This is a genomic window from Ensifer sp., assembly GCF_035999135.1.
Taxonomy (GTDB): Bacteria; Pseudomonadota; Alphaproteobacteria; order Rhizobiales; family Rhizobiaceae; genus Ensifer.
On the sequence record NZ_DASYGZ010000175.1, the window covers coordinates 36,778 to 61,378 of the forward strand.

Genomic DNA, 24,601 nt, shown 5'->3' on the forward strand with positions numbered 1-24,601 from the left:
GGCTGCGTGCAAGTCCTTCCGCACCTGCTCCGCGCCGCGACCGATATCCGCGCCGGGTGCTTTAGGCGGCCGATGGCCGGCCCGATTTGAACCCGAAAGCACCAGCCCACCTGTGGCCCCAGGCAGTAAGTTCCGCGCCCGCGGCAAGCGTCGCTAACAGGGTACTTCATTCGGGCTTCATGCGCGATAAGGTGGCTGCAATGTATATGCGCAACCTTAGGGAGTATGCCTTAACAATGCGCGAATCTCACCAGCAAACACAATCAAGGCGCGAATTTTCCTTGGCGGTGGTTTTGGGCCACAGGATCGGTGTACCGGTCCACATGGTGCGGCGTGCTTGAGGCGTTTGACGCAAAGAGCGATGCGGGCGCCAACCGCTGTTGATCGCCCATATTTTTCTGTCGCGCCGCGCCGCAGCATAGGTTAAAGAAGCCGCAAAGCGCCCCCTGTTTCTGTTGCGGTTCGCACGCGCCATATTCCTCTCAAGTGGATTGCGCGCCGCCCGAAGGATTTGACGGTCGACGATGACGATTTCCAACACCCGCCCCATCACCCCGGACCTCATCGCATCGCACGGGCTGAAGCCTGACGAATACGAGCGCATTCTCGGCCTGATCGGGCGCGAGCCGACCTTTACCGAGCTCGGCATCTTCTCGGCGATGTGGAACGAGCACTGCTCCTACAAGTCCTCGAAGAAGTGGCTGCGCACGCTGCCGACCAAGGGACCGCGCGTCATCCAGGGTCCGGGCGAGAACGCCGGCGTCGTCGATATCGACGATGGCGACTGCGTCGTCTTCAAGATGGAGAGCCACAACCACCCGTCCTATATCGAGCCCTACCAGGGGGCTGCGACCGGTGTCGGCGGCATCCTGCGCGACGTCTTCACCATGGGCGCCCGTCCCGTCGCCGCGATGAACGCGCTGCGCTTCGGTGCGCCGGATCATCCGAAGACCCGCCACCTCGTCTCCGGCGTCGTTGCTGGCGTCGGCGGCTACGGCAACTCCTTCGGCGTTCCGACCGTTGGCGGCGAAGTCGAGTTCGATGCCCGCTACAACGGCAACATCCTCGTCAACGCCTTTGCCGCAGGCCTCGCCAAGAGCGACGCGATCTTCTACTCCAAGGCCGAAGGCGTCGGGTTGCCCGTCGTCTATCTCGGCGCCAAGACCGGCCGTGACGGCGTCGGTGGCGCAACCATGGCGTCGGCGGAGTTCGACGAATCGATCGAAGAGAAGCGCCCGACCGTTCAGGTCGGCGACCCCTTCACCGAAAAGTGCCTGCTGGAAGCCTGCCTCGAGCTGATGCAGACCGGCGCTGTCATTGCCATCCAGGACATGGGCGCTGCCGGTCTCACCTGCTCGGCCGTCGAAATGGGTGCCAAGGGCGACCTCGGCATCGAGCTCAATCTCGACACCGTACCGGTGCGCGAAGAGCAGATGACCGCTTACGAGATGATGCTGTCGGAAAGCCAGGAGCGCATGCTCATGGTGCTCGAGCCCGCCAAGGAAGAGGTCGCCAAGGCGATCTTCGTCAAGTGGGGCCTCGATTTCGCGATCGTCGGCAAGACCACGGACGACCTGCGCTTCCGCATCCTGCATCAGGGCGAAGAAGTGGCCAACCTGCCGATCAAGGAACTCGGCGACGAGGCCCCGGAATACGATCGTCCCTGGACGCCCGCAAAGACCTCGGCCCCGCTTGCAAGCAACGACATCCCGCAGGCCGACGTCGCCGATGCGCTTCTCAAGCTCGTCGGCTCCGCCAACAATTCGTCGCGCCGCTGGGTCTACGAGCAGTACGACACCCTGATCCAGGGCAATTCGCTGCAGCTTCCAGGCGGCGATGCCGGCGTCGTGCGGGTCGATGGCCATGCCACGAAGGCGCTCGCCTTCTCGTCCGACGTCACGCCGCGCTACGTCGAGGCCGATCCGTTCGAAGGCGGCAAGCAGGCGGTCGCCGAATGCTGGCGCAACCTGACGGCAACCGGTGCACTGCCGCTGGCGGCCACCGACAACCTCAACTTCGGCAATCCGGAACGCCCTGAAATCATGAGCCAGCTGGTTCATGCCATCAAGGGCATCGGCGAAGCCTGCACCGCGCTCGAATTCCCGATCGTATCCGGCAACGTCTCGCTCTACAACGAGACCAACGGCCAGGGTATCCTGCCGACCCCCACCATCGGCGGCGTCGGGCTCATCAGGGACTGGTCGAAGATGGCGCGCATCCGGTTTGCGACCGAAGGCGAGACGATCCTCGTCGCCGGCGCTCCGGCCGGACTCGGATCGCACATCGCTCAGTCGGTCTACATGCGCGACGTGCATGGCCGCACTGACGGCCCGGCGCCGCATGTCGATCTCGCGCATGAGCGCAAGGTCGGCGACTTCGTCCGCGGCCTCATCGTCGATGGTCTCGTTACCGCTGTGCACGATTGCTCGTCGGGTGGTCTCGCGCTCGCCGTTGCGGAAATGGCGATGGCCTCGGGCATCGGTGCGACGATCGACGCGGTCGCCGGTCACGATCCGATCGGCACCTTCTACGGCGAAGACCAGGGCCGCTATGTCCTGACGGTTGCTGCCGGTGCGCTCGACGCAGTTGCCGCCCGCGCCAAGGCGGCAGGCGTCGCCCTGCCCGCCATCGGCAAGACCGGTGGCGATGCCGTCAAGCTCGGCGATGCCAAGGCCGTTTCGGTCGCCGACCTGCGCTCCGCGCATGAGGGCTGGTTCCCCGAGTTCATGCAGGGCGACCTCGCTCCCGAGAACTGAGAATTCGCGGACGGGGGCCACTTCGCGCGGCTCCCGTCTCGCATCGCGTCCGCCTCTGACGGCGCTGCTGCTGATCGCTATCCGCTGCCATCATCAGATGGTTTAACCTTGAAATGCTCCCTCCCTCACCCGATTCAGCAATTGCGTTCCGCCCCTGAATCGTGGTTCCCTCATCCGATGGACGGCGTCGGCAGGCTGCTGACGTTGCAGAATAAGAAAAGGGAGTTGGCGTATCATGCCCATGACACCAGGCGACATCGAAGACATGATCAAGGCGGGGATTCCCGGTGCCAAGGTCACGATCCGCGATCTGGCCGGTGACGGCGACCATTATGCCGCCGAAGTCGTGGCCGAGGCGTTTCGCGGCAAGACCCGCGTGCAGCAGCACCAGATGGTCTACAACGCTTTGAAGGGCAATATGGGCGGCGTCCTGCATGCCCTGGCCCTACAGACGAGTGCGCCGGAGTAAGCCCCGATGGCTGACCTGATCAAGGAACTCGTCAGCGGCGTCGTTGACAGCGCGCTGAAGGAGATCCTGAAGAAGACCGGCGTCAAGCGCACGACCACCAAGCGGACGAAGCGCCGGACACGCGCCACGTCCTCCGTTGGCGGCGGTATCCTCGGTGATATCCTGGAAGCCGCGATGCGCAAGCCGGCGAAGAAACAGACGAGCCGGCGCAAGACGGCCGCCTCGCGCAGCAAGGTTCGGCGCCGGCCCACCTGATCACTGCATGGTCCTGATCGTCGCCGGTTTGGGAAAAAACCTGCGGAAGATCAGGGTGATAGATCGAACATTCGCGCGTCGGACAGGACGCGTGAATGCTTGAGTGGTAATAAAACCACATCTTGAGGCCCATCAATATTTGTTGCGATTGGGTGGTGAAAATCACCGATATGCATGCTATCTATGACCCAATCGATTTCCGGCCCTTGAAGCCGGCGCAGGAAGGAAGACAGATGAGCGGAATTCACGAATTCATCGACAACGAAGTCAAGACGAACGATGTGGTGCTCTTCATGAAGGGTACGCCGCAGTTTCCTCAGTGTGGCTTCTCCGGTCAGGTGGTCCAGATTCTCGATTACATCGGTGTCGACTACAAGGGTCTGAACGTGCTCGCCGACGCTGACCTGCGCCAGGGCATCAAGGACTATTCCAACTGGCCGACAATCCCGCAGCTCTACGTCAAGGGCGAATTCGTCGGCGGTTGCGACATCGTGCGCGAAATGTTCCAGGCTGGCGAATTGCAGGCGCACCTGGAAGCGCAGGGCATTGCCGTGAAGGGCGCTGCCGCTTAATTCCAAGGACGCCTTGTCCCGCTCCATCGGAGAAGGCGGGTAACCGCCTTTTTTGATTCGGATGTCTGTCCGGATCCCGCCTTTCGTTGTCTTTCCAAAGGCTTTGCGCGTTCGCTTCGCGCAGGGACTTTCGGGATGTTTGTTCAAGTAGCAGGCTTCCTTCCTGAAACGTTACCGGCGTTTTGAAGTGAAGCTGAGGGCCGAATATCCGGCCTGTCATGAAGCAGTCGCGATCGTTCGGCATAAGCGGCCGGCGGAGGTTCCCGCCCCGGCCCTTCCGGCACGGAAATTATCCCTGTCGCGCCGATCGACGCTTCCTTTGTTCGCTCCATGTCAGCCGGGCGCCATGCGGTGCGGCTGCCCTGTCGCGCCCGCCCGAAATCCCCGTGCCGACCGGCATCTCGCCAGCCGACATCCTTCTTTTCCGGCGCCGCCCGGACCCAGATCTGTTTTGCCTGCGCTCGCAGCGCCGCTAGGACTTTTGAAAATGACAAGCATGACCAATGATAGCGCCCTGCCCGGCCTGACGAAATTTCAGTTCATCGCGATGATGGCCATGCTGATGGCGACCAATGCGATCTCGATCGACATCATGTTGCCCGGTCTGCAGCAGATCGGCGCCAGCCTCGGCGTCGCCTCGGAAAACGAGAGGCAGTACATCATCACGGCCTATCTGCTCGGTATGGGCGTGGCGCAGCTGTTCTTCGGGCCGCTTTCCGATCGGTTCGGCCGCCGGCCGCCGCTTCTGGCTGGTCTGGCACTCTATGCCGTCTGTGCGCTGGCGATTGCCGTCGTGCCGAGCTTCGGTCTCATGCTTGCGCTCCGCTTCGTCCAGGGCGCCGGCGCTGCGGCGACACGCGTCATCACCATCTCGATCGTTCGCGACGTGTATGGCGGCCGCCAGATGGCGGAAGTCATGTCGCTCGTCATGATGGTGTTCATGATCGTTCCGGTCGTGGCGCCCTCGATCGGCCAGCTCATCATCAGCCTTGCCGAATGGCACATGATCTTCGTCGTCGTCGCGCTCTATGCCGTCATGAACATCGCCGTCGTGCTGTCGAAGCTCGGCGAGACGCTGGATCCGGCCCACCGTCGCGCCTTCACGCCGTCGGTCATTCTCAACGGCTTCCGCATCGTGCTGACCAACCGCGTGTCGCTGCTCTATACGCTCGCGACCTCCGTCATCCTCGGTGCGCTGTTCGGCTTCATCAACTCGGCGCAGCAGGTTCTCGTCGGCGTCTACGACCTTGGCGTGTGGTTTCCGCTTGTGTTTGCGGCATTCGCCAGTATGATGGCGGTCGCCTCCTTCACCAACTCCCGCCTCGTCCGCCGCTTCGGCATGCGGCCGCTGTCGCATGCGGCGCTCATCGGCTTCACGCTGGCGAGCTTCGTCTGGATGTCGGCCTCGCTCTACGCGCCGCTGCCCTTCCCGGTCTTCGTGGTTCTCTATTGCGCCACGATGTTCCAGTTCGGCCTTATTGCCCCGAACTTCAACGCCATGGCCATGGAGCCTCTCGGCCATGTTGCCGGCACCGCCTCCTCGGTGCTCGGCTTCATGCAGACGATCGGCGGCAGCGTGATCGGAGCCTTCATCGGCCAGTCGTTCGACGGCACGGCCGTGCCGCTCGCCACGGGCTACTTCACGGTGGCCGCCATCGGCCTCGGTTTCGTGCTCATCGCCGAGCGCGGCAGGCTTTTCAAACCGCATCATCAGCCGGCCGGCTGATCTCTGCAGCGCCATGCGTCTCTGAACACGCATAAAGGTTGCTGTAGCGCTCAAAACTGCTGGCCAGTCGTTTACAAGATTGAATTTACGGATTTTCCCAATGTCCACCATCACCAATCAGTCCGAACATATCGACGGGGTTTCGGGCGCCGCGCGCCTGAACATGGGTCTGTTCGAGTTCATCATCACCATCGCCGTGATGACGGCGAGCGTTGCCGTCGCCATCGACAGCATGCTGCCGGCGCTTCCGGCGATCGGCCAGTCGCTGAACGTTGCCAACACCAACGATAGCCAACTGGTGATCGGCGTCTTTTTCCTCGGCTTCGGCCTGTCGCAGATCTTCTTTGGCAGCCTCTCCGATGCCTTTGGCCGGCGGCGCGTGCTGCTGGGCGGTCTCGCCTTCTTCACCGTGTCGATGTTTGCGGCTGCGCTGACCCAGAGCTTCGAGACGCTGCTGATCCTGCGCTTCATCCAGGGCATCGGTGCTGCGGCGATCCGCATCACCACCATGGCGATCGTGCGCGACTGCTTCGGCGGTCGCGAGATGGCGCGGGTCATGTCCTATGTCATGATCGTCTTCATGATCGTGCCGATCGTGGCGCCCTCGATCGGCCAGCTGGTGATCCTCTATGCCAACTGGCACTGGATCTTCATCCTGATCGGCGTGATCGGCGCGATCCTGTTCGTGTGGGCGTTTTCCCGCATGAAGGAATCCCTGCCGCGCGAAGAGCGCCTGCCGCTCTCCGTTGGCGCTGTCGCTTCCGGCTTCAAGACTGTTCTCACCAACCGCATCACCTGCGGCTACATGATCGGCATGACGCTGTTTACCGCCGTCATCTGCGCCTATATCGTCACCGTCCAGCAGATCTTCGGCGAGGTCTATGGCCTTGGCGACTGGCTGCCGATCGCCTTTGCCGGCACTGCCGGCGGCATCGCGGTGGCGAACTTCGCCAACGGCTTCTTCGTGCGCAGCTTCGGCATGCGCCGCATCTCGCACGTGTCGATGATCGTCTTCACGCTGATCTCGGTCGCAGGCTTCGTCATGTCGCTCTCGGGAACGCCGGCCTTCGTCGTCAGCTACCTGATGTTCTCGGTGCTCCTGATGTTCTTCGCCGTCATTGCGACGAACTTCACCGCCATCAGCCTCGAACCGATGGGCCACCTCGCTGGCACCGCGACGGCCATCACCGGTTTCGTCTCAACGACCGGCGGCGCCTTGATCGGCGGCGCCGTCGGCCAGCTGTTCAACGGCACGCTGCAGCCGCTCTTCGGTGGCTTCGCGCTCTTCGGTCTCCTGACGATCCTTGCGACGCTCTGGGCCGAAAATGGCAAGCTGTTCACCCACCCCGGCGACAAGGACGTCGCGATGGATCACGGCGGCGGCCACATGTAAGCGGCCTTGCTGACTAACATCAAAAAGCCCGCCCGGAGCGATCCGGGCGGGCTTTTTGTTTCGGCGCTGACCGTTGAAATCAGACCGTGAAGACCTCGCGGCGCAGCGTCTCCCAGCTGTCCTTGTCGGTGGCCAGCAGCAGGCCGCCATTGAGATGCTGCGGCAGATAGGGCGAGCCGTCGAAGCGCGCGGCATAGGCGCCCGCTTCCTGCGAAATCAGCGTTCCGGCCAGGTGATCCCAGGGCATCAGCTTCTGGTACATCAGGAAGTGGATGTGGCCGGCAGCGAAGATGCGGTATTCATGGGCGGCGCAACGGTAGCTGGTGGCAAGGCGCACCTTGGCCATGTTGGCCATCACCTCGCGGCGCGCCTCCTGCGCGTAGAAACCGGTCGAGGCGCCCCCGACCATGGCTTCGAGCGGCACGCCGGCCGTCACCGACAGGCGCTCCTGCGATCCGTCCGGGCGGCACATCCAGGCGCCGGAGCCCTTCTCCGCGATCACCCAGTCATTGCCCATCGGATCGTAGATGATCCCGGCGACCGTCTCGCCCTTGGCGACGACGCTCGCCATGACGCCGAAGAGCGGCATGCCGGCGGCAAAATTGAAGGTGCCGTCAATCGGGTCGACGACAACGGCGAGGTCGGCATCAGCGAGCTTGTCGAGCAGCGCAGGATCGGCTGCGACCGATTCCTCGCCGACGAACAGTGCGCCCGGCGCAACCGCCTCGATCTGCGCCTTGATCAGGCGTTCGGCCGCCTCGTCGCCCTCCGTCACCAGGTCGATCGCTTCCGATTTCATCCTGACGTCGCCGGCATCGAGGTTGCGGAACCGCGGCAGGATCTCTTTGACCGCCGCTTCCTGCAGCAGATTGGCAAGGCCGGCGATGTCGACGGAATGGCTCATTCTTTGGGCTCCGGTGTGAGGGATTTGAAATCGAACAGCTTGGGATCGAGCAGATGCGACGGGTTCACATGGCCAAGCGCCCGCAGCATCGTGTCCTTGCGGCCGGGCATGCGCCGCTCGAGATCGGACAGCATCGCCTTCATCGCGTTGCGCTCGAGCCCGTCCTGCGAGCCACAGAGGTCGCAGGGGATGATTGGAAACTCCATGGCAGCGGCAAACTTGGCGAGATCGTCCTCGGCCGCATAGGCAAGCGGCCTCAGCAGCATCAGGTCGCCTTCGTCGTTCAGGAGCTTCGCCGGCATCGAGGCAAGCCTGCCGCCGTGGAAGAAGTTCATGAAGAAGGTTTCGAGGATGTCCTCGCGGTGGTGTCCGAGCACCAGCGCGTCGCAGCCCTCCTCGCGAGCGATGCGATAGAGGTTGCCGCGCCGGAGCCGCGAACAGAGCGAACAGTAGGTCGCGCCCGTCGGCACCTTTTCCTTCACGATCGAATAGGTGTCGCGATACTCGATCCTGTGCTCGACTCCGATCGAGGCCAGGTATTCCGGCAGGATGTGCTTCGGGAAGTTCGGCTGGCCCTGGTCGAGATTGCAGGCCACCAGTTCCACCGGCAGCAGCCCGCGCCACTTGAGGTCCATCAACAGCGCCAGCAGGCTGTAGCTGTCCTTGCCGCCGGAAATTCCGATCAGCCAGCGCTTGGCCCCGTTCAGCATGCCGAAATCGTCGAGCGCCTGGCGCGTCTGGCGCAACAGGCGCTTGCGCAGTTTGTTGAAGGAGACCGACGACGGCATGCGGTCGAACAGCGGATGGACGCCGGCATCGATGCCGGCCTCATCGAATACGGTTTCGGCCGGATCTGGCGACGCGTTCAGCGAAAGGTCCATGGTGGGGATCCTGTGCGGTGGCCGGACGCATTGCGTCCCGGCAAATCTTGGGCCAGCACTTGCCCGCTCCAGCTGTCAAGATCAAGGAAAATCGGCCTGTCGACGGCCTTTAGGGCATGTCGCGCCAAAGTGTGTAGCGGTCTTGCGAATTCGACATGCGAAAAATCAAGAGCTTGAAGCGCATACGAAAGATCGCGATGCCCTTCAGGGCCCGAACACCGACCAGCCGGTGCGCGCGGCCAGCATCTCGAGCGCCAGCGAGCCGAGCAGCGAGTTGCCGTTTTCGTTGAGGCCCGGCGACCAGACGGCGACCGAGGCCTTGCCGGGAGCGACCGCCATGATGCCGCCGCCGACACCGCTCTTTCCCGGAAGGCCGACGCGGTAGGCGAAGTCGCCCGAGCCGTCATAGTGGCCGCAGGTCAGCATCAGTGCGTTGATGCGGCGTGCGCGCTGGCGCGAGACGACATTGTGGCGGGTGAGCGGATTTGTGCCGCCGGCAGCCAGAAAAAGGCCGGCCTTCGCCAACTGGCTGCACGTCATCGACAGCGCGCAATGGTGGAAGTAGACGCCGAGCACGTGCTCCACCGGATGGTCGAGCCGGCCATAGGAGCGCATGAAATTGGCAAGCGCGAAATTGCGGAAGCCGGTCGCGGTTTCCGATTTCGCCACTTCGTGATCGATGACGATCTGGTCGTCGTCGGCGAGATAGCGTACGAACTGCACGATTTCGCCGATCAGCTCGCGCGGCGTGTGGCCCGCAAGGATCAGGTCGCTGATGGTGATGGCGCCGGCATTGATGAAGGGGTTGCGCGGCTTGCCGCCCTCGTGTTCCAGCTGGACGATCGAATTGAACGCGGAGCCCGATGGTTCGCGCCCGACCCGATGCCAGATGTTCTCGCCGTGTTTGCCGAGTGCGAGCGTCAAAGTGAAGACCTTCGACACGCTCTGGATGGAAAATGGCACCTCGGCGTCACCGACCCGGTAGATATTGCCATCGGTGGTGACGATCGCCATGCCGAAATGCTTGGCATCGACGCGGGCAAGCTGCGGGATGTAGTCGGCAACCTTGCCCTGGCCGAAGCGTGGGCTCAGTTCGCGATGGATGTCCTCGATGATCGCCTGCAGGTCCTGCGGCATAGTCTGCTCGGGCATCGGCTTCCCTCTTCATCACCGCCTTCGGGTCGAAGGGATGAATAGCCATGTTCGGAGTGCGGCTGCTTGTCGTCGGCAAGCGGACGCCACCGACAAAAAAACCGCCCGTTTCCGGGCGGTTTTCGATACGTCACAAGGCGTGAGCCCCGGATTAACGCGAATAGAATTCGACGACCAGGTGCGGTTCCATGACGACCGCGTACGGAACGTCGGAGAGAACCGGAACGCGAACGTAGGTCGCAACCATCTTGTTGTGGTCGACTTCGATGTAGTCCGGAACGTCGCGCTCAGCGAGCGAAACCGATTCGAGAACGGTTACGAGCTGCTTGGACTTTTCCTTGACTTCGATGACGTCGCCCGGCTTGCAACGGTAGGAACCGATGTTGACGCGGACGCCGTTGACCTTGACGTGGCCGTGGTTGACGAACTGACGGGCAGCAAAGACCGTCGGAACGAACTTGGCGCGGTAGACGATCGCGTCCAGACGCGACTCGAGCAGGCCGATCAGGTTTTCCGGGGTGTCGCCCTTGCGGCGGTCGGCTTCAGCGAAGATCGCGCGGAACTGCTTCTCGCGGATGTCGCCGTAGTAGCCCTTGAGCTTCTGCTTGGCGCGCAGCTGTACACCGAAGTCCGAGAGCTTGGACTTGCGGCGCTGGCCGTGCTGGCCCGGGCCGTATTCGCGGCGGTTAACCGGCGACTTCGGACGGCCCCAGATGTTTTCGCCCATACGGCGGTCAATTTTGTACTTGGACGATTCGCGCTTGCTCATCGCATTTCCTTTCAATCGGTTACACCGGCCTGTTACCAAGCCGGATCAAGGAAACACGCCCTCCTCTGAACCCATTTTCGGGGTTCTGACAGGTTTCTCACGATCAAGCTGACGGAGAAGCCACGGGACATGTCAAATAAAACACCGGACATTTCTGCCCGGCGTTGGGGCGGCTTTAGTGCTTCCGGCAGGCATTGTCAAACGAAATCGCCGCTTTAGGCACCCTTTCAGGCGGGATCACCACCCTGCGCGCTCTCCAGCGAAACGAGCAGCTTCTTCAACAGCGTCGCCAGTGCGGCGCGTTCCTCCGGGTCGAGCCCATCCAGATAGCGCGCTTCGCTCGCCATGTCAGCCCGAAACGCGGCTTCGGCAAGGGCCACGCCCTGCTCGGTCAGCCCGACCACGCTGCTGCGGCCATCCGATGTCGAGCGCTCGCGCCGGATCAGTCCCGCCTTTTGCAAACGATCGAGCCTGTGGGTCAGCCCGCCCGACGAAATCATCAGCAGGGTATAGAGGTCTGTCGGGGTCAGCCGATAGGGAGGCCCGGAGCGCCGGAGCGTCGATATGACGTCGAACTCGCCGCGATCGAGCCCGAAGGAGGAGAAGGTCTCCTCAATCGACGGGCGCACCAGGTTCGACAGCCGATAGGCGCGCCCGAGGATCGTCATCGGCTCGGTATCGAGATCCGGCAACTCGCGATCCCATTGCGCCCGCAGCCGGTCGACGTGATCACTCTTTGCATTTTCGTTCCGCATTGCCTGGCTCCAAAGTCACAAAAGTATCTTGACGAGAAGATAGTTTTGGATAATATCTTCTCATGAAGATAATTCATTCCAACCGCCAAGCCAACCCGATGGAGGCCAGCATGTTTCATGTCATTCCGCGCTCGCAGCAGAACCCGAGCCCGAAGCGGACGATCCTGTTTGAGGGCGGTCAGTATGGCACGCCGATTTCGCTCTTCCTGATGGATGCCGAGCCTGGCCAGGGGCCGGCGCTGCATGTGCATCCCTATCCGGAGACGTGGCTCATTCATTCTGGCGAGGCGGAGTTCACGGTCGGCGAGCAAACGCTCATCGGCAAGGCCGGCGATATCATCGTCGTCGATCCGGGCACGCCGCACCGGTTCGTCAACAGCGGCAGCGCTCGACTGGAGATGACCTGCATCCACGCGTCCGAGCGTGTCATACAGGAATTTATCTAGGGCATACCGAGGCGGTCGACAGCGCACGCGTGGGGCATTCTGTCCTGCGAGATACGAAAGTCCTGCACTATAACGCGGCTCACTCCGCCGCGGCGGCAGCCCCATCAACCGCATCCGGCCCGTTGGCGTCACCAGGCGCCGTCTCGCAGCCAAGGTCCGGGAACGCGACGATGCGCTTGCCGGCGAAGTCGGCATGGATCACGATGAGCCCGTTTTCCTCGAAATAGCCGAGCAGACGACGGGCGCGGCGGGCGGAATGCGTGCCATAGGCGCGCGCAATCATCGCATCAGAGGGACATGGCAGCCGCCGCACGGCCGACTGTGCCATCATCAGGAACACCGCCTGCAGGTCTTCGGTGACGCGATCGGCAAGCTGCAGGGCCAGAGCCCAGGTCTCGCCTGCCGCCGTCTCCGGGTCGACACCGGAGCGCGCGACCGCCATCTTGCGGCGGAATGCACCAAGAGACAAAGCCGTTCCGGATGGCAGCCGGCGAATGCGGCAGCGGACCAGGAAATCCTGGAAGAGCTCGGCATCCGGCCGGAAGGCCGCTTCCGGATTGGCGAGGATTTCCAGGAACACGCTGTCGAGCAGCCCTTCCTTCTCTTCCGGTGTCATTTCCGGTTGCGCCGGCCGCGCTTCGGCAGGCGCAATCGGCTCGGGCCGTGGCCGCGACAGTTCGGCGAGAATATCGGTCGTCGGGCGTGGCGGCGCGACGGCGCGGCGCATGATCGGCCGCGTCAGTTCGTCCGGATCCGGGGTGAAAATCAGGTCCTCGACATCCTGCGGCGCCTCCGGCAGCGGCATCAGCTTCGGGCTGGTCGAGCGGGCCGACGTCTCGACCGCGCCGATCGTCACCCGCAGCGGCCGCCGCGACAAGGCAGGCCCGAGCGCCACGAACGAACCGCGCTTCAGGTCGCGGAACATTTCCGCGGTCCGCCGGTCCATGCCGAGAAGATCGGCGGCGCGCAGCATGTCGATATCGAGAAAGGTGCGGCCCATCAGGAAGTTGGAGGCTTCGGCCGCCACGTTCTTGGCAAGTTTGGCGAGCCGCTGGGTGGCGATCACCCCGGCAAGCCCGCGCTTACGGCCGCGGCACATCAGGTTGGTCATGGCGCCGAGCGAAATCTTGCGCACCTCTTCGGTAACGTCGCCGGCAACCGAGGGCGCAAACATCTGCGCCTCGTCGACCACCACCAGCACCGGATACCAGTATTCGCGGTCCGCATCGAACATGGCGTTCAGGAACACGCCGGCATTGCGCATCTGCTGCTCGATATCGAGCCCTTCGAGCGAAAGCACGCAGGAAACGCGATGCTGGCGGATGCGGTTGGCAATGCCGATCAGCTCGGCGTCGGTGCGCTCGCCCTCGACGACGACATGGCCGAACTTGTCGGCGAGTGTGACGAAATCACCCTCGGGGTCGATGATGCACTGCTGCACCCAGGGTGCCGATTGCTCCAGCAGCCGGCGAAGCAAGTGCGACTTGCCCGAACCGGAATTGCCCTGCACCAGAAGACGGGTGGCCAGAAGCTCCTCGATATCGAGCGAGGCCGAGGTCCCTTCGGACGTCGCTCCCATGTCGATGCCGACCTTCATTTCCACCTCTTCGTGCAAAAGCGGTTCCAGTTAGGGCAACCGCTCATTCTTGAGTTCTCACGCCGATCCGGCCGCAAGGCCGCGACGCATCCTACCGGTACAGCTTTAGATGATTCGCGATCGCGCGCGGACCGCCGATCGGGCGACACCTAGCACGGTTTTCCCGGAAATCCTGTCACCCGCGTGGAAACCCACAGGGAATACACGCAGGAAAATCGCGGAACGCTGAGGCCGTACACCGTTGACAGCAATATAAAGTTGACGTTTCTCGGCGTCTAGACTTTTGCGAGCAGCCATGGGTTCCCATATCGAACGGAACGAAGCAGGTTTCCCGCGGGGAGCAGCGATGATGCAGAACGAGACGGAACGTCACTTCGAGATGAACGATCTCGATCAGCGCATGCGTGACGCGTACAGGGACGGCCAACCCGTCCTATCAAAGGCGCGGGCCGCCGCCGCCCGCCACAAGAGCTTCCTGATTGCATGCGCGCTGGTCTCTTTGATCGCAGTACTGCTGGCAATCCTCACGAGCTGAGCGCATCGGCCTTTTCGACCCGCCCTTCGACGGTCGCATTCGGCATGACCGTCAGCCCAAACCCCTGCATCAGTCGCCGCGTCGCGAAATCCGGCTTGCCGGACGTGAAGATCGCCGGATCGTGGCCGTTGAGCGGTTCGAAGCCGTTTGGTTGCGGCACCAGCGAGCGTGCGCGCCGTGCAATGGCTTCGGCAGGGTCCAGCCAGTCGACTGGCCAGGGTGCCAGCCTGCGAAAGACATTGGCCATGAAGGGGTAGTGTGTGCAGGCGAGAACGACGATGTCGGTCTTCCGGCCGTCCATTTCGACGAAGCACGGCGCGATCTCGGCCAGAACCTCCGCATCCTCGAGCTTTTCACCGCGAATATAGGCCTCGGCCATCTTGGCGAGGTTTTCCGAGCCGACGAGGCGCACGTGACACTGTGTGGCGAAGGACTGGATGAGGTCGCGGGTATAGGCGCGCTTGACGGTGCCCGGCGTTGCCAGGACCGAAACCAGCCCGGAGCGCGTGCGTTCCGCCGCCGGCTTGATTGCCGGTACCGTGCCGACGAAGGTCATCTGAGGATAGGCTGCGCGCAGGTCGGCGCCAACGAGCGTAAAGGCGGTGTTGCAGGCGATCACGCAGATTTCCGGATCGTGCTCGGCGAGCAATCGGCCGAAGAGCGCGATCACCCGCTCCTTCAGCGCCTGTTCTTCCCAGCCGCCATAGGGAAAGCCGGCGTCGTCAGCGACATAGATGAAATGCCGCTCGGGCATCAGAACCCTCGCCTCGCGCAGCACGGTCAGGCCGCCGATGCCGCTGTCGAAGACGAGGATGGGTTTCAGTTCACTCGCTGTCACCGCCATCAGATGCTTTCTTGTTGGGCTCGGCCCTGCTGCTGTCGGCAGGAGCGCCGGAACCCCGGGGATGTTCGCGCGAAAACCGATCGAGTGACGAGATCACGCCGCGCAACACCCGGATTTCCGTTTCGGTAAAGGATGGTCTGGTCAGAACTGTCCGCAGATTTTCGACCAATTTCGGCTTTTTGTCGGCGGATCGGAAATAGTTGCGCGCTTCCAGCGCATCTTCCAGGTGATCGAACAGGCCCTGCAGGTCGTCCTTCTTCGCCGGACGTTGCTCCAGTGCCTGGAAGGACGTCTGGTCTTCGCTTTCCATGCCGGTCTTCAGCCACTCGTAGGACATGAGCAGCACCGCCTGTGCGAGATTGAGCGAGGCAAAGGCCGGATTGACCGGGAAGGTTACGATCTCGTCGGCTAGGGCTATTTCCTCGTTGGTGAGCCCGGTGCGTTCACGGCCGAAGATGATGCCGGTCGCCTCGCCTGCGACGAAGCGCTGCCTCAGCGTGCGCGCGGCAATGATCGGCGAGCGCACCGGCTTATAGCCGTAGCGGTCGCGCGCCGTTGTCGCATAGACGAAGTTGAGGTCGGCGATCGCCTCCTCCAGTGTGTCATAGAGCTTGGCGCCCTCGATGACGTGGTCGGCGCGGCTGGCGGCAGATTTCGCTTTTTCGTTCGGCCATCCGTCGCGCGGGTTGACGAGGCGCAGTTCCGACAGGCCGAAGTTGGCCATGGCACGGGCGACCATGCCGATGTTCTCGCCGAGCTGCGGATAGGCGAGAATGATCGCCGGTCCTTCGGTCAGGAGTACGCGTTCGCTGTTGGTGCCTGCCATTTCCGTCGCCTTCGCCTTTGGTTCGGCGCTTCCCTTGCACAAATGCCGGCGAAATTAAAGTCCGGTATCCCGTTCTACAGATGAAGACGGCGGAGCGATACGCCGATCATCTCCAGGCCGAGCTCCGCATCGTCTCTCGAAATCGGCAGGTGCCGGTCAACCGGCGCGCCGATCCGCCCGACCTCGTAGAAATAGGCCGACGCCTTGTCGCGCACCGTTCGGGTGCGCGCGATGCTCGCGTCGAGTTCCATGGTGAAATCGGAACCTTCCTCGACCGCCTCAGCGCCCACGCGCCGGGCAAACACCCGCGCCCAGTAGGTACAGGCTAGAAAGATCGCCAGCGTCTGGCGGACATGGCCGGGGCGCGTGACCAACTGCCAGGGCAGTCCGAGTGGCTTTGCGGCGGCCGCCAGATCGCGATAGGCGCGGTCGAGCGCCTGCGAACGGGCAAGCAGCACCAGGCCGGAAGCCCCGTCCCTCGCCGCCTGCATGAGCCCGATCAATTCGTTGCACCAGGTCGCCACAGTCGCGTCGAGCGTCGTGCGGGTGCGCGTCGGGAACACGAAGAAGGCGACTGCCGCCCCGGCAATCGACCCGATCAGGGTCTCTTCGAGCCTCAGCTGCAACAGCTGCGGCGTCAGCACGCCCATCAGGCTGTAAAGCAGCGACAGCACGACCGAGATGAAGAAGGTCATCGTCGCATAGGAAACGGCAAGGAAGTAGAAGGCGAGAAAGACGCAGAGAGCGCTGAGCGGCAGCACGAGGTAGATGTTTCCGCCGACGAGCGTGCCGGCGACAATGCCGACGACGATGCCAAACAGCGTGCCGGCCGAACGCTGCAGGGCCTTCAATGCCGTGTCGCCGCGCGAACGGGTATTGGTAAAGACGAGAAAGGCGGCAAGGACCGCCCAGAACCATCGCTCGCGCGACAGCATCAGCCCGAAAACCATGGCGATGCCGGCCGCAAGGGTGATCTGGATGGCACTCTTCAATGCCGGATCGTTGAGCGACGGCTTCCAGCGCGCAGCGACACTGCCTGACGTGACCGGTTCCTCAAGGTCGGCCGGCGTCAGCTTCACAAGGCTGCGCTGCAGCCGCTGGCGGACGTTGCGAAGCCAGAGCAGCGCCTTGACCGTTTCCTCGCGACGCGGGGCCTGATCCCCGATCCGGGCGATCTGCGCGTCGATCTCGCCGCCGTCCCGCGCGATCATCGCCTCCACCAGTGCCGGCGGCGGCATCGCCTGGAAGCTGAGCACGATCACGCTTTCGGCGGCCAGATGCAGGTCGAACAGGTTGACGACGAGATCGGCGGAGGCCTGTCCCGGTTCCGGTTCCGGCCGCCGGTTGTCCGTCGGAACGAAACTCTCGGCCATCAGCACGGCTTCCTTCAGCCGCTCCTCCGCGGTCCGCAATCGATGCCGATCGGCCTCGGACAGCACCGGCTTGCGCGCAATCTCGGCAAGCTCGGCCAGCATCTGGTCGACGCGCCGCTGCACGCTCGCCGCTGCCCGCAACAGGTCGCGGTAGCGGTCATCCGGAAGCAGCCGGGTGCGCACCAGATGCGCAACCGTCGCCGATACCGCAGCGCCGAAGAACAGCGCCGGCAGCTGGTCGGCTGTCGGTCTGAGATAGGCGCCGGTGAAATAGGACATGAAGGCGAACATGCCGACGGCAAAGCCGCGTGGACCAAAGGTCCGGCCATAGACCGCAAGGAAGATGATCAGCAGGAACACGACGTCCGAGACGTAGCGATGATTTTCCAGAAGCGATGCCAGCCCGACCATCGAGACGCCGACGATGACAGCGATAATACGGGTCAGCCTTTGGGCCGCAACCGTTCGGTCGCGCACGGCAAGTCCGCCCTCGACCGAGAGCGACGCGGCCAGACCGAAAGCGGCCGGCGGCATCGGCACGATGAGATAGTGGACCGCCATGAGGATGAGGACGGAAACGACAACCGTCGCGGTAATCCGGGATGCCTGGCGCAGCCGGGAAAAGGCGGGGTCATTGGCAAGAAGCCAGTCGCGCATACGGGAACGAAGTGCCATCGGATGCCTTTGCCTGTCTGCGATCGCGGCGCGCTTGGGCGCAGCCTTGCTGCCTCCTTCCTGCATAGCGGCAGACGCGATCTTTGCAAGGCCGGCGGCGTTGATAAACCGGACGGCAAAGTCCCGCCAAACCCTTGGCCGCCACCGGTTTTGTCCTTCGTCCAAAGTTTCAACCAAGCATGCTTTGCGTCGCCGGTTCTGAGTGCTATAGGGCACAGGATTTTTCTAAAGAGGAAGGGACATCGCTCCCGCTGTCCCGCTAAACTACGAGGCATATTCATGGCAAAGATCAAGGTCGCCAATCCGGTCGTCGAGCTCGACGGCGACGAGATGACCCGCATCATCTGGCAGTTCATCAAGGACAAGCTGATCCATCCCTACCTCGACATCGACCTCGAGTATTATGACCTCGGCATGGAAAACCGCGACGCCACCGACGACCAGGTGACGATCGACGCCGCCAACGCCATCAAGAAGCACGGCGTCGGCGTCAAGTGCGCCACGATCACCCCGGACGAAGCCCGCGTCGAAGAATTCAAGCTGAAGAAGATGTGGAAGTCGCCGAACGGCACGATCCGCAACATCCTCGGCGGCGTCATCTTCCGCGAGCCGATCATCTGCAAGAACGTACCGCGCCTGGTCCCGGGCTGGACGAAGCCGATCATCGTCGGCCGTCACGCCTTCGGCGACCAGTACCGCGCCACCGACTTCAAGTTCCCGGGCAAGGGCAAGCTGACGATGAAGTTCGTCGGCGAAGACGGCAAGGAAATCGAATACGACGTGTTCGACGCGCCGTCGGCCGGCGTTGCCATGGGCATGTACAACCTCGACGATTCGATCACCGAATTCGCCCGCGCGTCGTTCAACTACGGCATCCAGCGCAAGGTTCCGGTCTACCTGTCGACCAAGAACACCATCCTGAAGGTCTATGACGGCCGCTTCAAGGACATCTTCCAGCAGGTCTTCGACGCGGAGTTCGCCGACAAGTTCAAGGAACTGAAGATCTGGTACGAACACCGCCTGATCGACGACATGGTCGCTTCGGCCCTGAAGTGGTCCGGCGGTTACGTCTGGGCGTGCAAGAACTACGACGGCGACGTCCAGTCCGACATCGTTGCCCAGGGCTTCGGCTCGCTCGGCCTGATGACCTCGGTTCTGATGACGCCGGATGGCAAGACCGTCGAAGCCGAAGCCGCGCACGGCACCGTGACCCGTCACTACCGCCAGCACCAGAAGGGCGAGGAAACTTCGACCAACTCGATCGCCTCGATCTTCGCCTGGACCCGTGGCCTTGCCCACCGCGCCAAGCTCGACGGCAACGCCGAGCTCGCCCGCTTCTCCGAAACGCTTGAAAAGGTCTGCGTCGACACGGTCGAATCGGGCTTCATGACCAAGGACTTGGCGCTGCTGATCGGCCCCGACCAGCCGTGGCTGTCGACCACCGGCTTCCTCGACAAGATCGACGAGAACCTGCGGAAGGCAATGGCTGCCTGATTGGCACCAAATCGTAAAGACGATGAAACCCGGCCTTGAGCCGGGTTTCTTTTTGGACTGTCTCGCATGCCGCCAACGACGCTGCGAAATGCAAGGCGGTTACCTCAATGGCAGATAGATCTCGCTCAGAAGTTCGGTCGGCGCCACTTCGCGCGGATTGTTGAGGTATTTCTCGAACATCAGGCTGTCGCGGATCTCGCGACCCGACTGCGGCAGCCAGGTGCCGTAGAGCCATTGATAGGCCTTCGGCATGTCCGCGTAAGGTCCCTTGTGGCGCAGCACCGCGTAGCGGCCGCCATCGAGACGCTGCGGCGTCAGCGGCGCTTGCGCTGTGACGGGCGACGGCGCGCTGACGCAGGCGAAGGAGCGCAACTTGTCGGTCGGCACCAGTTCCGGATCGTCGAGATAGATGCCGATCATCTCCATGTCCGGCCGGAAGAGCTGACGCGAAAACAGCGTGCCATAAAGCGTCTCGAACGCCTTGCCGATCTCCATATAGGAGCCGCTATGGGCTACGCCGATGACGTCGAAGGCGTCGACGTCCTTGAGGGTAACTTCGTACATGTCTGGAATTCCTTCCGTTGAAGCTGTGTCGAATGCAACATGGCTTCCCTCCTTCCGATAGCGCGCCGGCGGCAGCCCGTAGGTCGCCTTGAAGGTGCGGTTGAAGGATTGCAGATTGGGATAGCCAGAGCGCTGCGCGATCGTCTCAACGGGAAGATCGGTCTGGGCGAGATCGGCGGCGGCTCGTTGCAGGCGGAGCCGCTTGACGGTGCCTGCCAGCGTCTCGCCGTGCACCTCCCGATAGATCCGGTGCCAATGATGCGGCGACAGGCAGGCGATCTCGGAAAGACGATCGAGATCGAGATCGCCATCGAGATTGCCGTAGATGTAGTCGCTCACCCGGTGCAGCCGCCGTTCATAGGTCGCCCACGCTACCCGCTCTTCCATGTCTGACCTTTCGCGCTTCGCTCACGGATCGGTAGACCATAGATCAATTTGACAAATCCTGCGGAGTTGCGTGGCCGTATGGAGGACTTCCTGAGTGAAAAATCAGGTTCGTTCGCTGCAACGCTCTCCGACGCGGCACAAACAAAAAGGGCGCCAGATCGGCGCCCTTTCTCAAGCTCTGTTGATGGTCCTCAACCAGCAATCGCAGCGGCAACGGCCTCGATCGCCTCGGCTGCCTTGTCGCCATCCGGGCCACCGGCCTGGGCCATGTCAGGGCGGCCGCCGCCACCCTTGCCGCCGAGCGCAGCGGAGGCGACGCGAACCAGATCGACCGCGCTGTGCTTGCCGGTCAGGTCGTCGGTGACGGCGACGACAGCGCTTGCCTTGCCATCGCCGGAGACGCCGACAAAGGCGACGACGCCCGAGCCGAGGCTCTTCTTGCCATCATCCGCCAGGCTCTTCAGATCCTTGGGCTCGACGCCGGAGACGACCTTGCCGAGGAAGCGCACGCCGGCGATCTCGCGTGCGGCATCGGCCGAACCCGCTTCGCCGCCACCGCCAAGCGCCAGCTTCTTCTTGGCTTCCGTCAGTTCCCGTTCCAGCTTGCGGCGTTCGTCGAGCAGCGCCTCGACGCGGCCGAGCACGTCGCCCGGCTGGACCTTCAGCGTATTGGCAAGCGTCTTCACCCGCTCATCCTGTTCGTTGAGGTAAGCGCGCGCCGCCTCGCCGGTCAGTGCCTCGACGCGGCGAAGGCCGGCGCCGACAGCGCTTTCCGAGACCACGCGAACGAGGCCGATATCGCCGGTCGCCGACACATGCGTGCCGCCGCACAGTTCGACGGAATACGGACGGTTGGCCTTGGAGCCGTGAACGCCACGACCCATCGAGACCACGCGGACTTCGTCGCCGTATTTTTCGCCGAAGAGCGCCATTGCACCCTCGGCAATCGCATCGTCGACGCTCATCAGGCGGGTGGTGACCGGCGTGTTCTGGACGATGATCTCGTTGGCCATCTCCTCGACGACCTTCAGTTCCTCGGCCGTCATCGGCTTCGGATGCGAGACGTCGAAGCGCAGCCGCTCCGGTGCGACCAGCGAGCCCTTCTGGGCCACATGGGTGCCGAGCACTTCGCGCAGCGCCTCGTGCAGCAGGTGGGTCGCCGAGTGGTTGGCGCGCAGGCGCGAACGGCGGGCGTGATCGACATCGAGCTGGGCCGCGTCGCCGGTCTTGATCGAGCCTTCGGCAACGGTTGCGAAGTGAACGAAGAGCCCCTCGCCGCGCTTCTGCGTGTCGGTGACGACAAGCTTGCCGTGATCGGTGGTGATGGTGCCGGTATCGCCCATCTGGCCGCCCGATTCGCCGTAGAACGGCGTCTGGTTGAGGACGATCTGGACGGTCTCGCCCTTGGCGGCGGACGGAACGACAGAACCATCGCGCACGATCGCCTGAACGACGCCTTCGGCGACTTCGGTGTCGTAGCCGAGGAACTCGGTCGAACCATGCTTTTCGCGCAGCTCGAACCAGATGGTTTCGGTTGCCGCTTCGCCGGAACCGGACCAGCTCGCACGGGCCTCGGCCTTCTGACGCTGCATCGCCGTGGTGAAGGCGTCGGTATCGACGGAGATGCCCTTGGCGCGTAGCGCGTCCTGGGTCAGGTCGAGCGGGAAGCCGTAGGTGTCGTAGAGCTTGAACGCGGTCTCGCCGTTGAACTGGTCGCCTTCGGACAGGTCGGCGGAGGCTTCCGAGAGCAGGTTGAGGCCGCGCTCCAGCGTCTTGCGGAAGCGGGTTTCCTCAAGCTTCAGCGTCTCGGAGATCAGCGCTTCGGCGCGCACCAGCTCCGGATAGGCGCGGCCCATCTGGCCAACCAGCGCCGGCAGCAGCTTCCACATCAGCGGATCACGGGCGCCGAGCAGCTGCGCGTGGCGCATGGCACGGCGCATGATGCGGCGCAGAACGTAGCCGCGGCCTTCGTTCGACGGCAGAACGCCGTCGGCGATCAGGAAGGCGGACGAGCGCAGGTGGTCGGCGATGACGCGGTGGCTGGCGCGCTGGTCGCCTTCGGCCTTGACGCCGGTCGCTTCCTCGGACGCTGCGATCAGCGCGCGGAAGAGGTCGATGTCGTAGTTGTCGTGCTGGCCCTGCAACACGGCGGCCAGGCGTTCGAGGCCCATACCGGTGTCGATCGACGGACGCGGCAGGTTGACCCGCTCTTCCTTGGTGATCTGCTCGTATTGCATGAAGACGAGGTTCCAGATCTCAATGAAGCGGTCGCCGTCTTCATCGGCCGAGCCCGGAGGGCCGCCCCAGATATGGTCGCCGTGGTCGTAGAAGATTTCCGAGCACGGACCGCACGGGCCGGTATCGCCCATGGCCCAGAAATTGTCGCTGGTCGGGATGCGGATGATGCGGTCGTCGGTGAGGCCGGCGATCTTCTTCCAGAGGCCGAAAGCTTCGTCGTCGGTGTGGTAGACCGTGACCAGCAGGCGCTTGGCGTCGAGGCCGTACTCCTTGGTGATCAGGTTCCAGGCAAGCTCGATGGCGTTTTCCTTGAAGTAATCGCCAAAGGAGAAGTTGCCGAGCATTTCGAAGAAGGTGTGGTGACGCGCGGTGTAGCCGACATTGTCGAGGTCATTGTGCTTGCCGCCGGCGCGCACGCACTTCTGCGCGGTCACGGCCGTCGAATAGGGGCGCTGCTCAAGGCCGGTGAAAACGTTCTTGAATTGCACCATGCCGGCATTGGTGAACATCAAGGTCGGGTCGTTGCGCGGCACCAACGGGCTCGACGACACCACCTCGTGACCGTTCCTGCGGAAATAGTCGAGAAAGGTCGACCGGATTTCATTCACGCCGCTCATCTTGCGTCCTATTCTTAAGCACCAAATCCGGCCTGGCCGCAGCCATCGCCGCGCCATCGGCCGTTGTCCTTCAACCCCGCAGCCACCGATGATGCCTGCGCCCTCCAACGCCCTCGGCCGCCGGAACCAAAGGCTTTTATCGTTCACGTCTCACACTGTCCAGACGGCAACAAAAAACCGGTCGTCGGAGGACGACCGGTTTTTCTGTAACCGCGGTGGACCGTGCGGCTTATGCTTCCGGCGGCTCGTCGCCGTCGTCCGCTTCCGGACCGCCGTTCTCGAGGAACCGGTCGGCGATCAGGCCGGCGTTCTGGCGCAGCGCCGTCTCGATTTCGCGCGCCAGATCCGGGTTGTCGCGCAGGAACGTCTTGGCGTTCTCGCGGCCCTGGCCGAGGCGCTGGCTGTTGTAGGAGAACCAGGCGCCGGACTTCTCGACGATACCGGCCTTGACGCCGAGGTCGACGAGTTCGCCGGTCTTCGACACGCCTTCGCCGTACATGATGTCGAATTCGACCTGCTTGAAGGGCGGCGCCATCTTGTTCTTGACGACCTTGACGCGGGTCTGGTTGCCGACGACCTCTTCGCGCTCCTTGACCGAACCGATACGGCGAATGTCGAGGCGGACAGAGGCGTAGAACTTCAGCGCGTTGCCGCCGGTGGTGGTTTCCGGCGAGCCGAACATGACGCCGATCTTCATGCGGATCTGGTTGATGAAGATGACCATGCAGTTCGACTTGGAGATCGATGCAGTGAGCTTGCGCAGCGCCTGGCTCATCAGGCGGGCCTGCATGCCCGGCAGGCTGTCGCCCATTTCGCCTTCGATTTCGGCGCGCGGCACGAGGGCTGCGACCGAGTCGACGACCAGCACGTCGATCGCGCCGGAACGAACCAGCGTATCGGTGATTTCGAGCGCCTGCTCGCCGGTGTCCGGCTGCGAGATCAAGAGGTTTTCGAGGTCGACGCCGAGCTTGCGGGCATAGACCGGATCAAGTGCGTGTTCAGCGTCGACGAAGGCGCAGATGCCGCCCTTCTTCTGTGCTTCGGCAACGGTCTGCAGCGCCAGTGTCGTCTTGCCCGAGCTTTCCGGGCCGTAAATTTCAACGATGCGGCCCTTCGGCAGACCGCCGATGCCGAGCGCGATGTCCAGGCTGAGAGAGCCGGTCGAAACCGTCTCGATCTCGATGATGCTGTCCTTCCCACCGAGCTTCATGATCGATCCCTTGCCGAACGACCGTTCGATCTGGGAAAGTGCCGCTTCAAGTGCCTTGCTTTTATCCACCGATTTGTCCTCTACGAGCCGCAAAGAGTTTTGTGCCATTTGGTCCACCTTTAGGTTATTGAAGCTACCGAGGCAATGAAGCCGCCGCAGGAGT

22 protein-coding genes are annotated in these 24,601 nt (G+C 63.0%); 9 read left to right on the top strand and 13 right to left on the bottom strand.

The genetic code is table 11. The features are described 5' to 3' along the window. Window positions 1–247: 247 nt before the first annotated feature. Window positions 248–538, bottom strand: a complete 291-nt coding sequence (locus tag VGO12_RS23165) for a hypothetical protein (protein ID WP_327515084.1) — start codon at window positions 536–538, stop codon at window positions 248–250. Between VGO12_RS23165 and purL the strand changes: the two genes are divergently transcribed. From purL to VGO12_RS23195, 6 genes are all read left to right on the top strand, one after another. Further along, complete coding sequence (purL, locus tag VGO12_RS23170) at window positions 525–2,756, top strand: phosphoribosylformylglycinamidine synthase subunit PurL (RefSeq protein WP_327515085.1); 2,232 nt, start codon at window positions 525–527, stop codon at window positions 2,754–2,756. The genes VGO12_RS23165 and purL overlap by 14 nt on opposite strands. Before the next feature lie 235 nt (window positions 2,757–2,991). Next, the gene (locus VGO12_RS23175; RefSeq protein WP_057248940.1) at window positions 2,992–3,225 is read left to right on the top strand and encodes a BolA family protein; all 234 of its coding nucleotides are present in this window, start codon (window positions 2,992–2,994) and stop codon (window positions 3,223–3,225) included. A 6-nt stretch (window positions 3,226–3,231) separates the two neighbouring features. Then, window positions 3,232–3,480 (top strand): hypothetical protein, encoded by a 249-nt coding sequence (locus VGO12_RS23180; RefSeq protein ID WP_327515086.1) that lies wholly within the window; start codon window positions 3,232–3,234, stop codon window positions 3,478–3,480. A gap of 233 nt (window positions 3,481–3,713) precedes the next feature. Beyond that, window positions 3,714–4,052 carry a Grx4 family monothiol glutaredoxin gene (grxD, locus tag VGO12_RS23185; protein WP_327515087.1) on the top strand — a complete coding sequence of 113 codons (339 nt, stop codon included), beginning with the start codon at window positions 3,714–3,716 and terminating at the stop codon, window positions 4,050–4,052. A gap of 487 nt (window positions 4,053–4,539) precedes the next feature. Continuing rightward, window positions 4,540–5,778, top strand: a complete 1,239-nt coding sequence (locus VGO12_RS23190) for a multidrug effflux MFS transporter (RefSeq protein WP_327515088.1) — start codon at window positions 4,540–4,542, stop codon at window positions 5,776–5,778. Window positions 5,779–5,878: 100 nt separating this feature from the next. After that, window positions 5,879–7,171, top strand: a complete 1,293-nt coding sequence (locus tag VGO12_RS23195; protein WP_327515089.1) for a multidrug effflux MFS transporter — start codon at window positions 5,879–5,881, stop codon at window positions 7,169–7,171. A gap of 79 nt (window positions 7,172–7,250) precedes the next feature. Here the strand turns inward: VGO12_RS23195 and VGO12_RS23200 are convergent, their stop codons facing one another. The 5 genes from VGO12_RS23200 to VGO12_RS23220 all read right to left on the bottom strand — a co-directional run bounded on the left by VGO12_RS23200 (window position 7,251) and on the right by VGO12_RS23220 (window position 11,632). Further along, the gene (locus tag VGO12_RS23200) at window positions 7,251–8,075 is read right to left on the bottom strand and encodes an inositol monophosphatase (protein ID WP_327515090.1); all 825 of its coding nucleotides are present in this window, start codon (window positions 8,073–8,075) and stop codon (window positions 7,251–7,253) included. Continuing rightward, the gene (gene ttcA, locus VGO12_RS23205) at window positions 8,072–8,956 is read right to left on the bottom strand and encodes a tRNA 2-thiocytidine(32) synthetase TtcA (protein ID WP_327515091.1); all 885 of its coding nucleotides are present in this window, start codon (window positions 8,954–8,956) and stop codon (window positions 8,072–8,074) included. The genes VGO12_RS23200 and ttcA overlap by 4 nt, the downstream gene beginning before the upstream one ends. 204 nt (window positions 8,957–9,160) lie before the next feature. After that, window positions 9,161–10,108, bottom strand: coding sequence for a glutaminase (locus VGO12_RS23210; RefSeq protein WP_327515092.1), 948 nt, complete (start codon window positions 10,106–10,108; stop codon window positions 9,161–9,163). A gap of 151 nt (window positions 10,109–10,259) precedes the next feature. Further along, the gene (gene rpsD, locus VGO12_RS23215) at window positions 10,260–10,877 is read right to left on the bottom strand and encodes a 30S ribosomal protein S4 (RefSeq protein WP_327515093.1); all 618 of its coding nucleotides are present in this window, start codon (window positions 10,875–10,877) and stop codon (window positions 10,260–10,262) included. Between the two features lie 227 nt (window positions 10,878–11,104). After that, window positions 11,105–11,632, bottom strand: a complete 528-nt coding sequence (locus tag VGO12_RS23220) for a MarR family transcriptional regulator (protein WP_327515094.1) — start codon at window positions 11,630–11,632, stop codon at window positions 11,105–11,107. 110 nt (window positions 11,633–11,742) lie between these two features. On the opposite strand from VGO12_RS23220, the gene VGO12_RS23225 reads away from it, so the two are divergent. Continuing rightward, the gene (locus tag VGO12_RS23225) at window positions 11,743–12,078 is read left to right on the top strand and encodes a cupin domain-containing protein (RefSeq protein ID WP_327515095.1); all 336 of its coding nucleotides are present in this window, start codon (window positions 11,743–11,745) and stop codon (window positions 12,076–12,078) included. A gap of 79 nt (window positions 12,079–12,157) precedes the next feature. On the opposite strand, the gene VGO12_RS23230 is transcribed toward VGO12_RS23225, so the two are convergent. Further along, on the bottom strand, window positions 12,158–13,675 hold the full coding sequence (locus VGO12_RS23230; protein ID WP_327515096.1) for an ATP-binding protein: 1,518 nt from the start codon (window positions 13,673–13,675) through the stop codon (window positions 12,158–12,160). 346 nt (window positions 13,676–14,021) lie between these two features. Here VGO12_RS23230 and VGO12_RS23235 point away from each other — a divergent pair, with 346 nt between their 5' ends. Continuing rightward, window positions 14,022–14,210, top strand: a complete 189-nt coding sequence (locus VGO12_RS23235) for a hypothetical protein (protein WP_327515097.1) — start codon at window positions 14,022–14,024, stop codon at window positions 14,208–14,210. Here VGO12_RS23235 and murI read toward each other — a convergent pair. From murI to VGO12_RS23250, 3 genes are all read right to left on the bottom strand, one after another. Then, on the bottom strand, window positions 14,200–15,048 hold the full coding sequence (murI, locus tag VGO12_RS23240; RefSeq protein ID WP_327515105.1) for a glutamate racemase: 849 nt from the start codon (window positions 15,046–15,048) through the stop codon (window positions 14,200–14,202). The two genes, VGO12_RS23235 and murI, sit on opposite strands and share 11 nt — an antisense overlap. Beyond that, window positions 15,035–15,880, bottom strand: coding sequence for an RNA methyltransferase (locus VGO12_RS23245; RefSeq protein WP_327515098.1), 846 nt, complete (start codon window positions 15,878–15,880; stop codon window positions 15,035–15,037). The genes murI and VGO12_RS23245 overlap by 14 nt, the downstream gene beginning before the upstream one ends. Before the next feature lie 74 nt (window positions 15,881–15,954). Next, the gene (locus tag VGO12_RS23250) at window positions 15,955–17,928 is read right to left on the bottom strand and encodes an FUSC family protein (RefSeq protein ID WP_327515099.1); all 1,974 of its coding nucleotides are present in this window, start codon (window positions 17,926–17,928) and stop codon (window positions 15,955–15,957) included. A gap of 279 nt (window positions 17,929–18,207) precedes the next feature. On the opposite strand from VGO12_RS23250, the gene VGO12_RS23255 reads away from it, so the two are divergent. Further along, the gene (locus VGO12_RS23255) at window positions 18,208–19,422 is read left to right on the top strand and encodes an NADP-dependent isocitrate dehydrogenase (RefSeq protein ID WP_327515100.1); all 1,215 of its coding nucleotides are present in this window, start codon (window positions 18,208–18,210) and stop codon (window positions 19,420–19,422) included. A 99-nt stretch (window positions 19,423–19,521) separates the two neighbouring features. On the opposite strand, the gene VGO12_RS23260 is transcribed toward VGO12_RS23255, so the two are convergent. The 3 genes from VGO12_RS23260 to recA form a co-directional block, all read right to left on the bottom strand. Beyond that, on the bottom strand, window positions 19,522–20,373 hold the full coding sequence (locus VGO12_RS23260) for an AraC family transcriptional regulator (RefSeq protein WP_327515101.1): 852 nt from the start codon (window positions 20,371–20,373) through the stop codon (window positions 19,522–19,524). A gap of 191 nt (window positions 20,374–20,564) precedes the next feature. Beyond that, window positions 20,565–23,228 (bottom strand): alanine--tRNA ligase, encoded by a 2,664-nt coding sequence (gene alaS, locus VGO12_RS23265; protein ID WP_327515102.1) that lies wholly within the window; start codon window positions 23,226–23,228, stop codon window positions 20,565–20,567. Window positions 23,229–23,457: 229 nt separating this feature from the next. Then, window positions 23,458–24,546, bottom strand: a complete 1,089-nt coding sequence (gene recA / locus VGO12_RS23270; RefSeq protein WP_043614579.1) for a recombinase RecA — start codon at window positions 24,544–24,546, stop codon at window positions 23,458–23,460. Window positions 24,547–24,601: the final 55 nt, after the last annotated feature.

Coding starts and splice junctions, on each gene's coding strand:
- VGO12_RS23245 (WP_327515098.1), bottom strand. CDS start 15,880: ATGGCAGGCACCAACAGCGAACGCGTACTCCTGACCGAAGGACCGGCG.
- VGO12_RS23230 (WP_327515096.1), bottom strand. CDS start 13,675: ATGAAGGTCGGCATCGACATGGGAGCGACGTCCGAAGGGACCTCGGCC.
- VGO12_RS23210 (WP_327515092.1), bottom strand. CDS start 10,108: ATGCCCGAGCAGACTATGCCGCAGGACCTGCAGGCGATCATCGAGGAC.
- rpsD (WP_327515093.1), bottom strand. CDS start 10,877: ATGAGCAAGCGCGAATCGTCCAAGTACAAAATTGACCGCCGTATGGGC.
- VGO12_RS23180 (WP_327515086.1), top strand. CDS start 3,232: ATGGCTGACCTGATCAAGGAACTCGTCAGCGGCGTCGTTGACAGCGCG.
- VGO12_RS23175 (WP_057248940.1), top strand. CDS start 2,992: ATGCCCATGACACCAGGCGACATCGAAGACATGATCAAGGCGGGGATT.
- VGO12_RS23200 (WP_327515090.1), bottom strand. CDS start 8,075: ATGAGCCATTCCGTCGACATCGCCGGCCTTGCCAATCTGCTGCAGGAA.
- purL (WP_327515085.1), top strand. CDS start 525: ATGACGATTTCCAACACCCGCCCCATCACCCCGGACCTCATCGCATCG.
- VGO12_RS23190 (WP_327515088.1), top strand. CDS start 4,540: ATGACAAGCATGACCAATGATAGCGCCCTGCCCGGCCTGACGAAATTT.
- VGO12_RS23195 (WP_327515089.1), top strand. CDS start 5,879: ATGTCCACCATCACCAATCAGTCCGAACATATCGACGGGGTTTCGGGC.
- ttcA (WP_327515091.1), bottom strand. CDS start 8,956: ATGGACCTTTCGCTGAACGCGTCGCCAGATCCGGCCGAAACCGTATTC.
- alaS (WP_327515102.1), bottom strand. CDS start 23,228: ATGAGCGGCGTGAATGAAATCCGGTCGACCTTTCTCGACTATTTCCGC.
- grxD (WP_327515087.1), top strand. CDS start 3,714: ATGAGCGGAATTCACGAATTCATCGACAACGAAGTCAAGACGAACGAT.
- VGO12_RS23260 (WP_327515101.1), bottom strand. CDS start 20,373: ATGGAAGAGCGGGTAGCGTGGGCGACCTATGAACGGCGGCTGCACCGG.
- recA (WP_043614579.1), bottom strand. CDS start 24,546: ATGGCACAAAACTCTTTGCGGCTCGTAGAGGACAAATCGGTGGATAAA.
- VGO12_RS23235 (WP_327515097.1), top strand. CDS start 14,022: ATGATGCAGAACGAGACGGAACGTCACTTCGAGATGAACGATCTCGAT.
- VGO12_RS23220 (WP_327515094.1), bottom strand. CDS start 11,632: ATGCGGAACGAAAATGCAAAGAGTGATCACGTCGACCGGCTGCGGGCG.
- VGO12_RS23255 (WP_327515100.1), top strand. CDS start 18,208: ATGGCAAAGATCAAGGTCGCCAATCCGGTCGTCGAGCTCGACGGCGAC.
- VGO12_RS23250 (WP_327515099.1), bottom strand. CDS start 17,928: ATGGCACTTCGTTCCCGTATGCGCGACTGGCTTCTTGCCAATGACCCC.
- VGO12_RS23225 (WP_327515095.1), top strand. CDS start 11,743: ATGTTTCATGTCATTCCGCGCTCGCAGCAGAACCCGAGCCCGAAGCGG.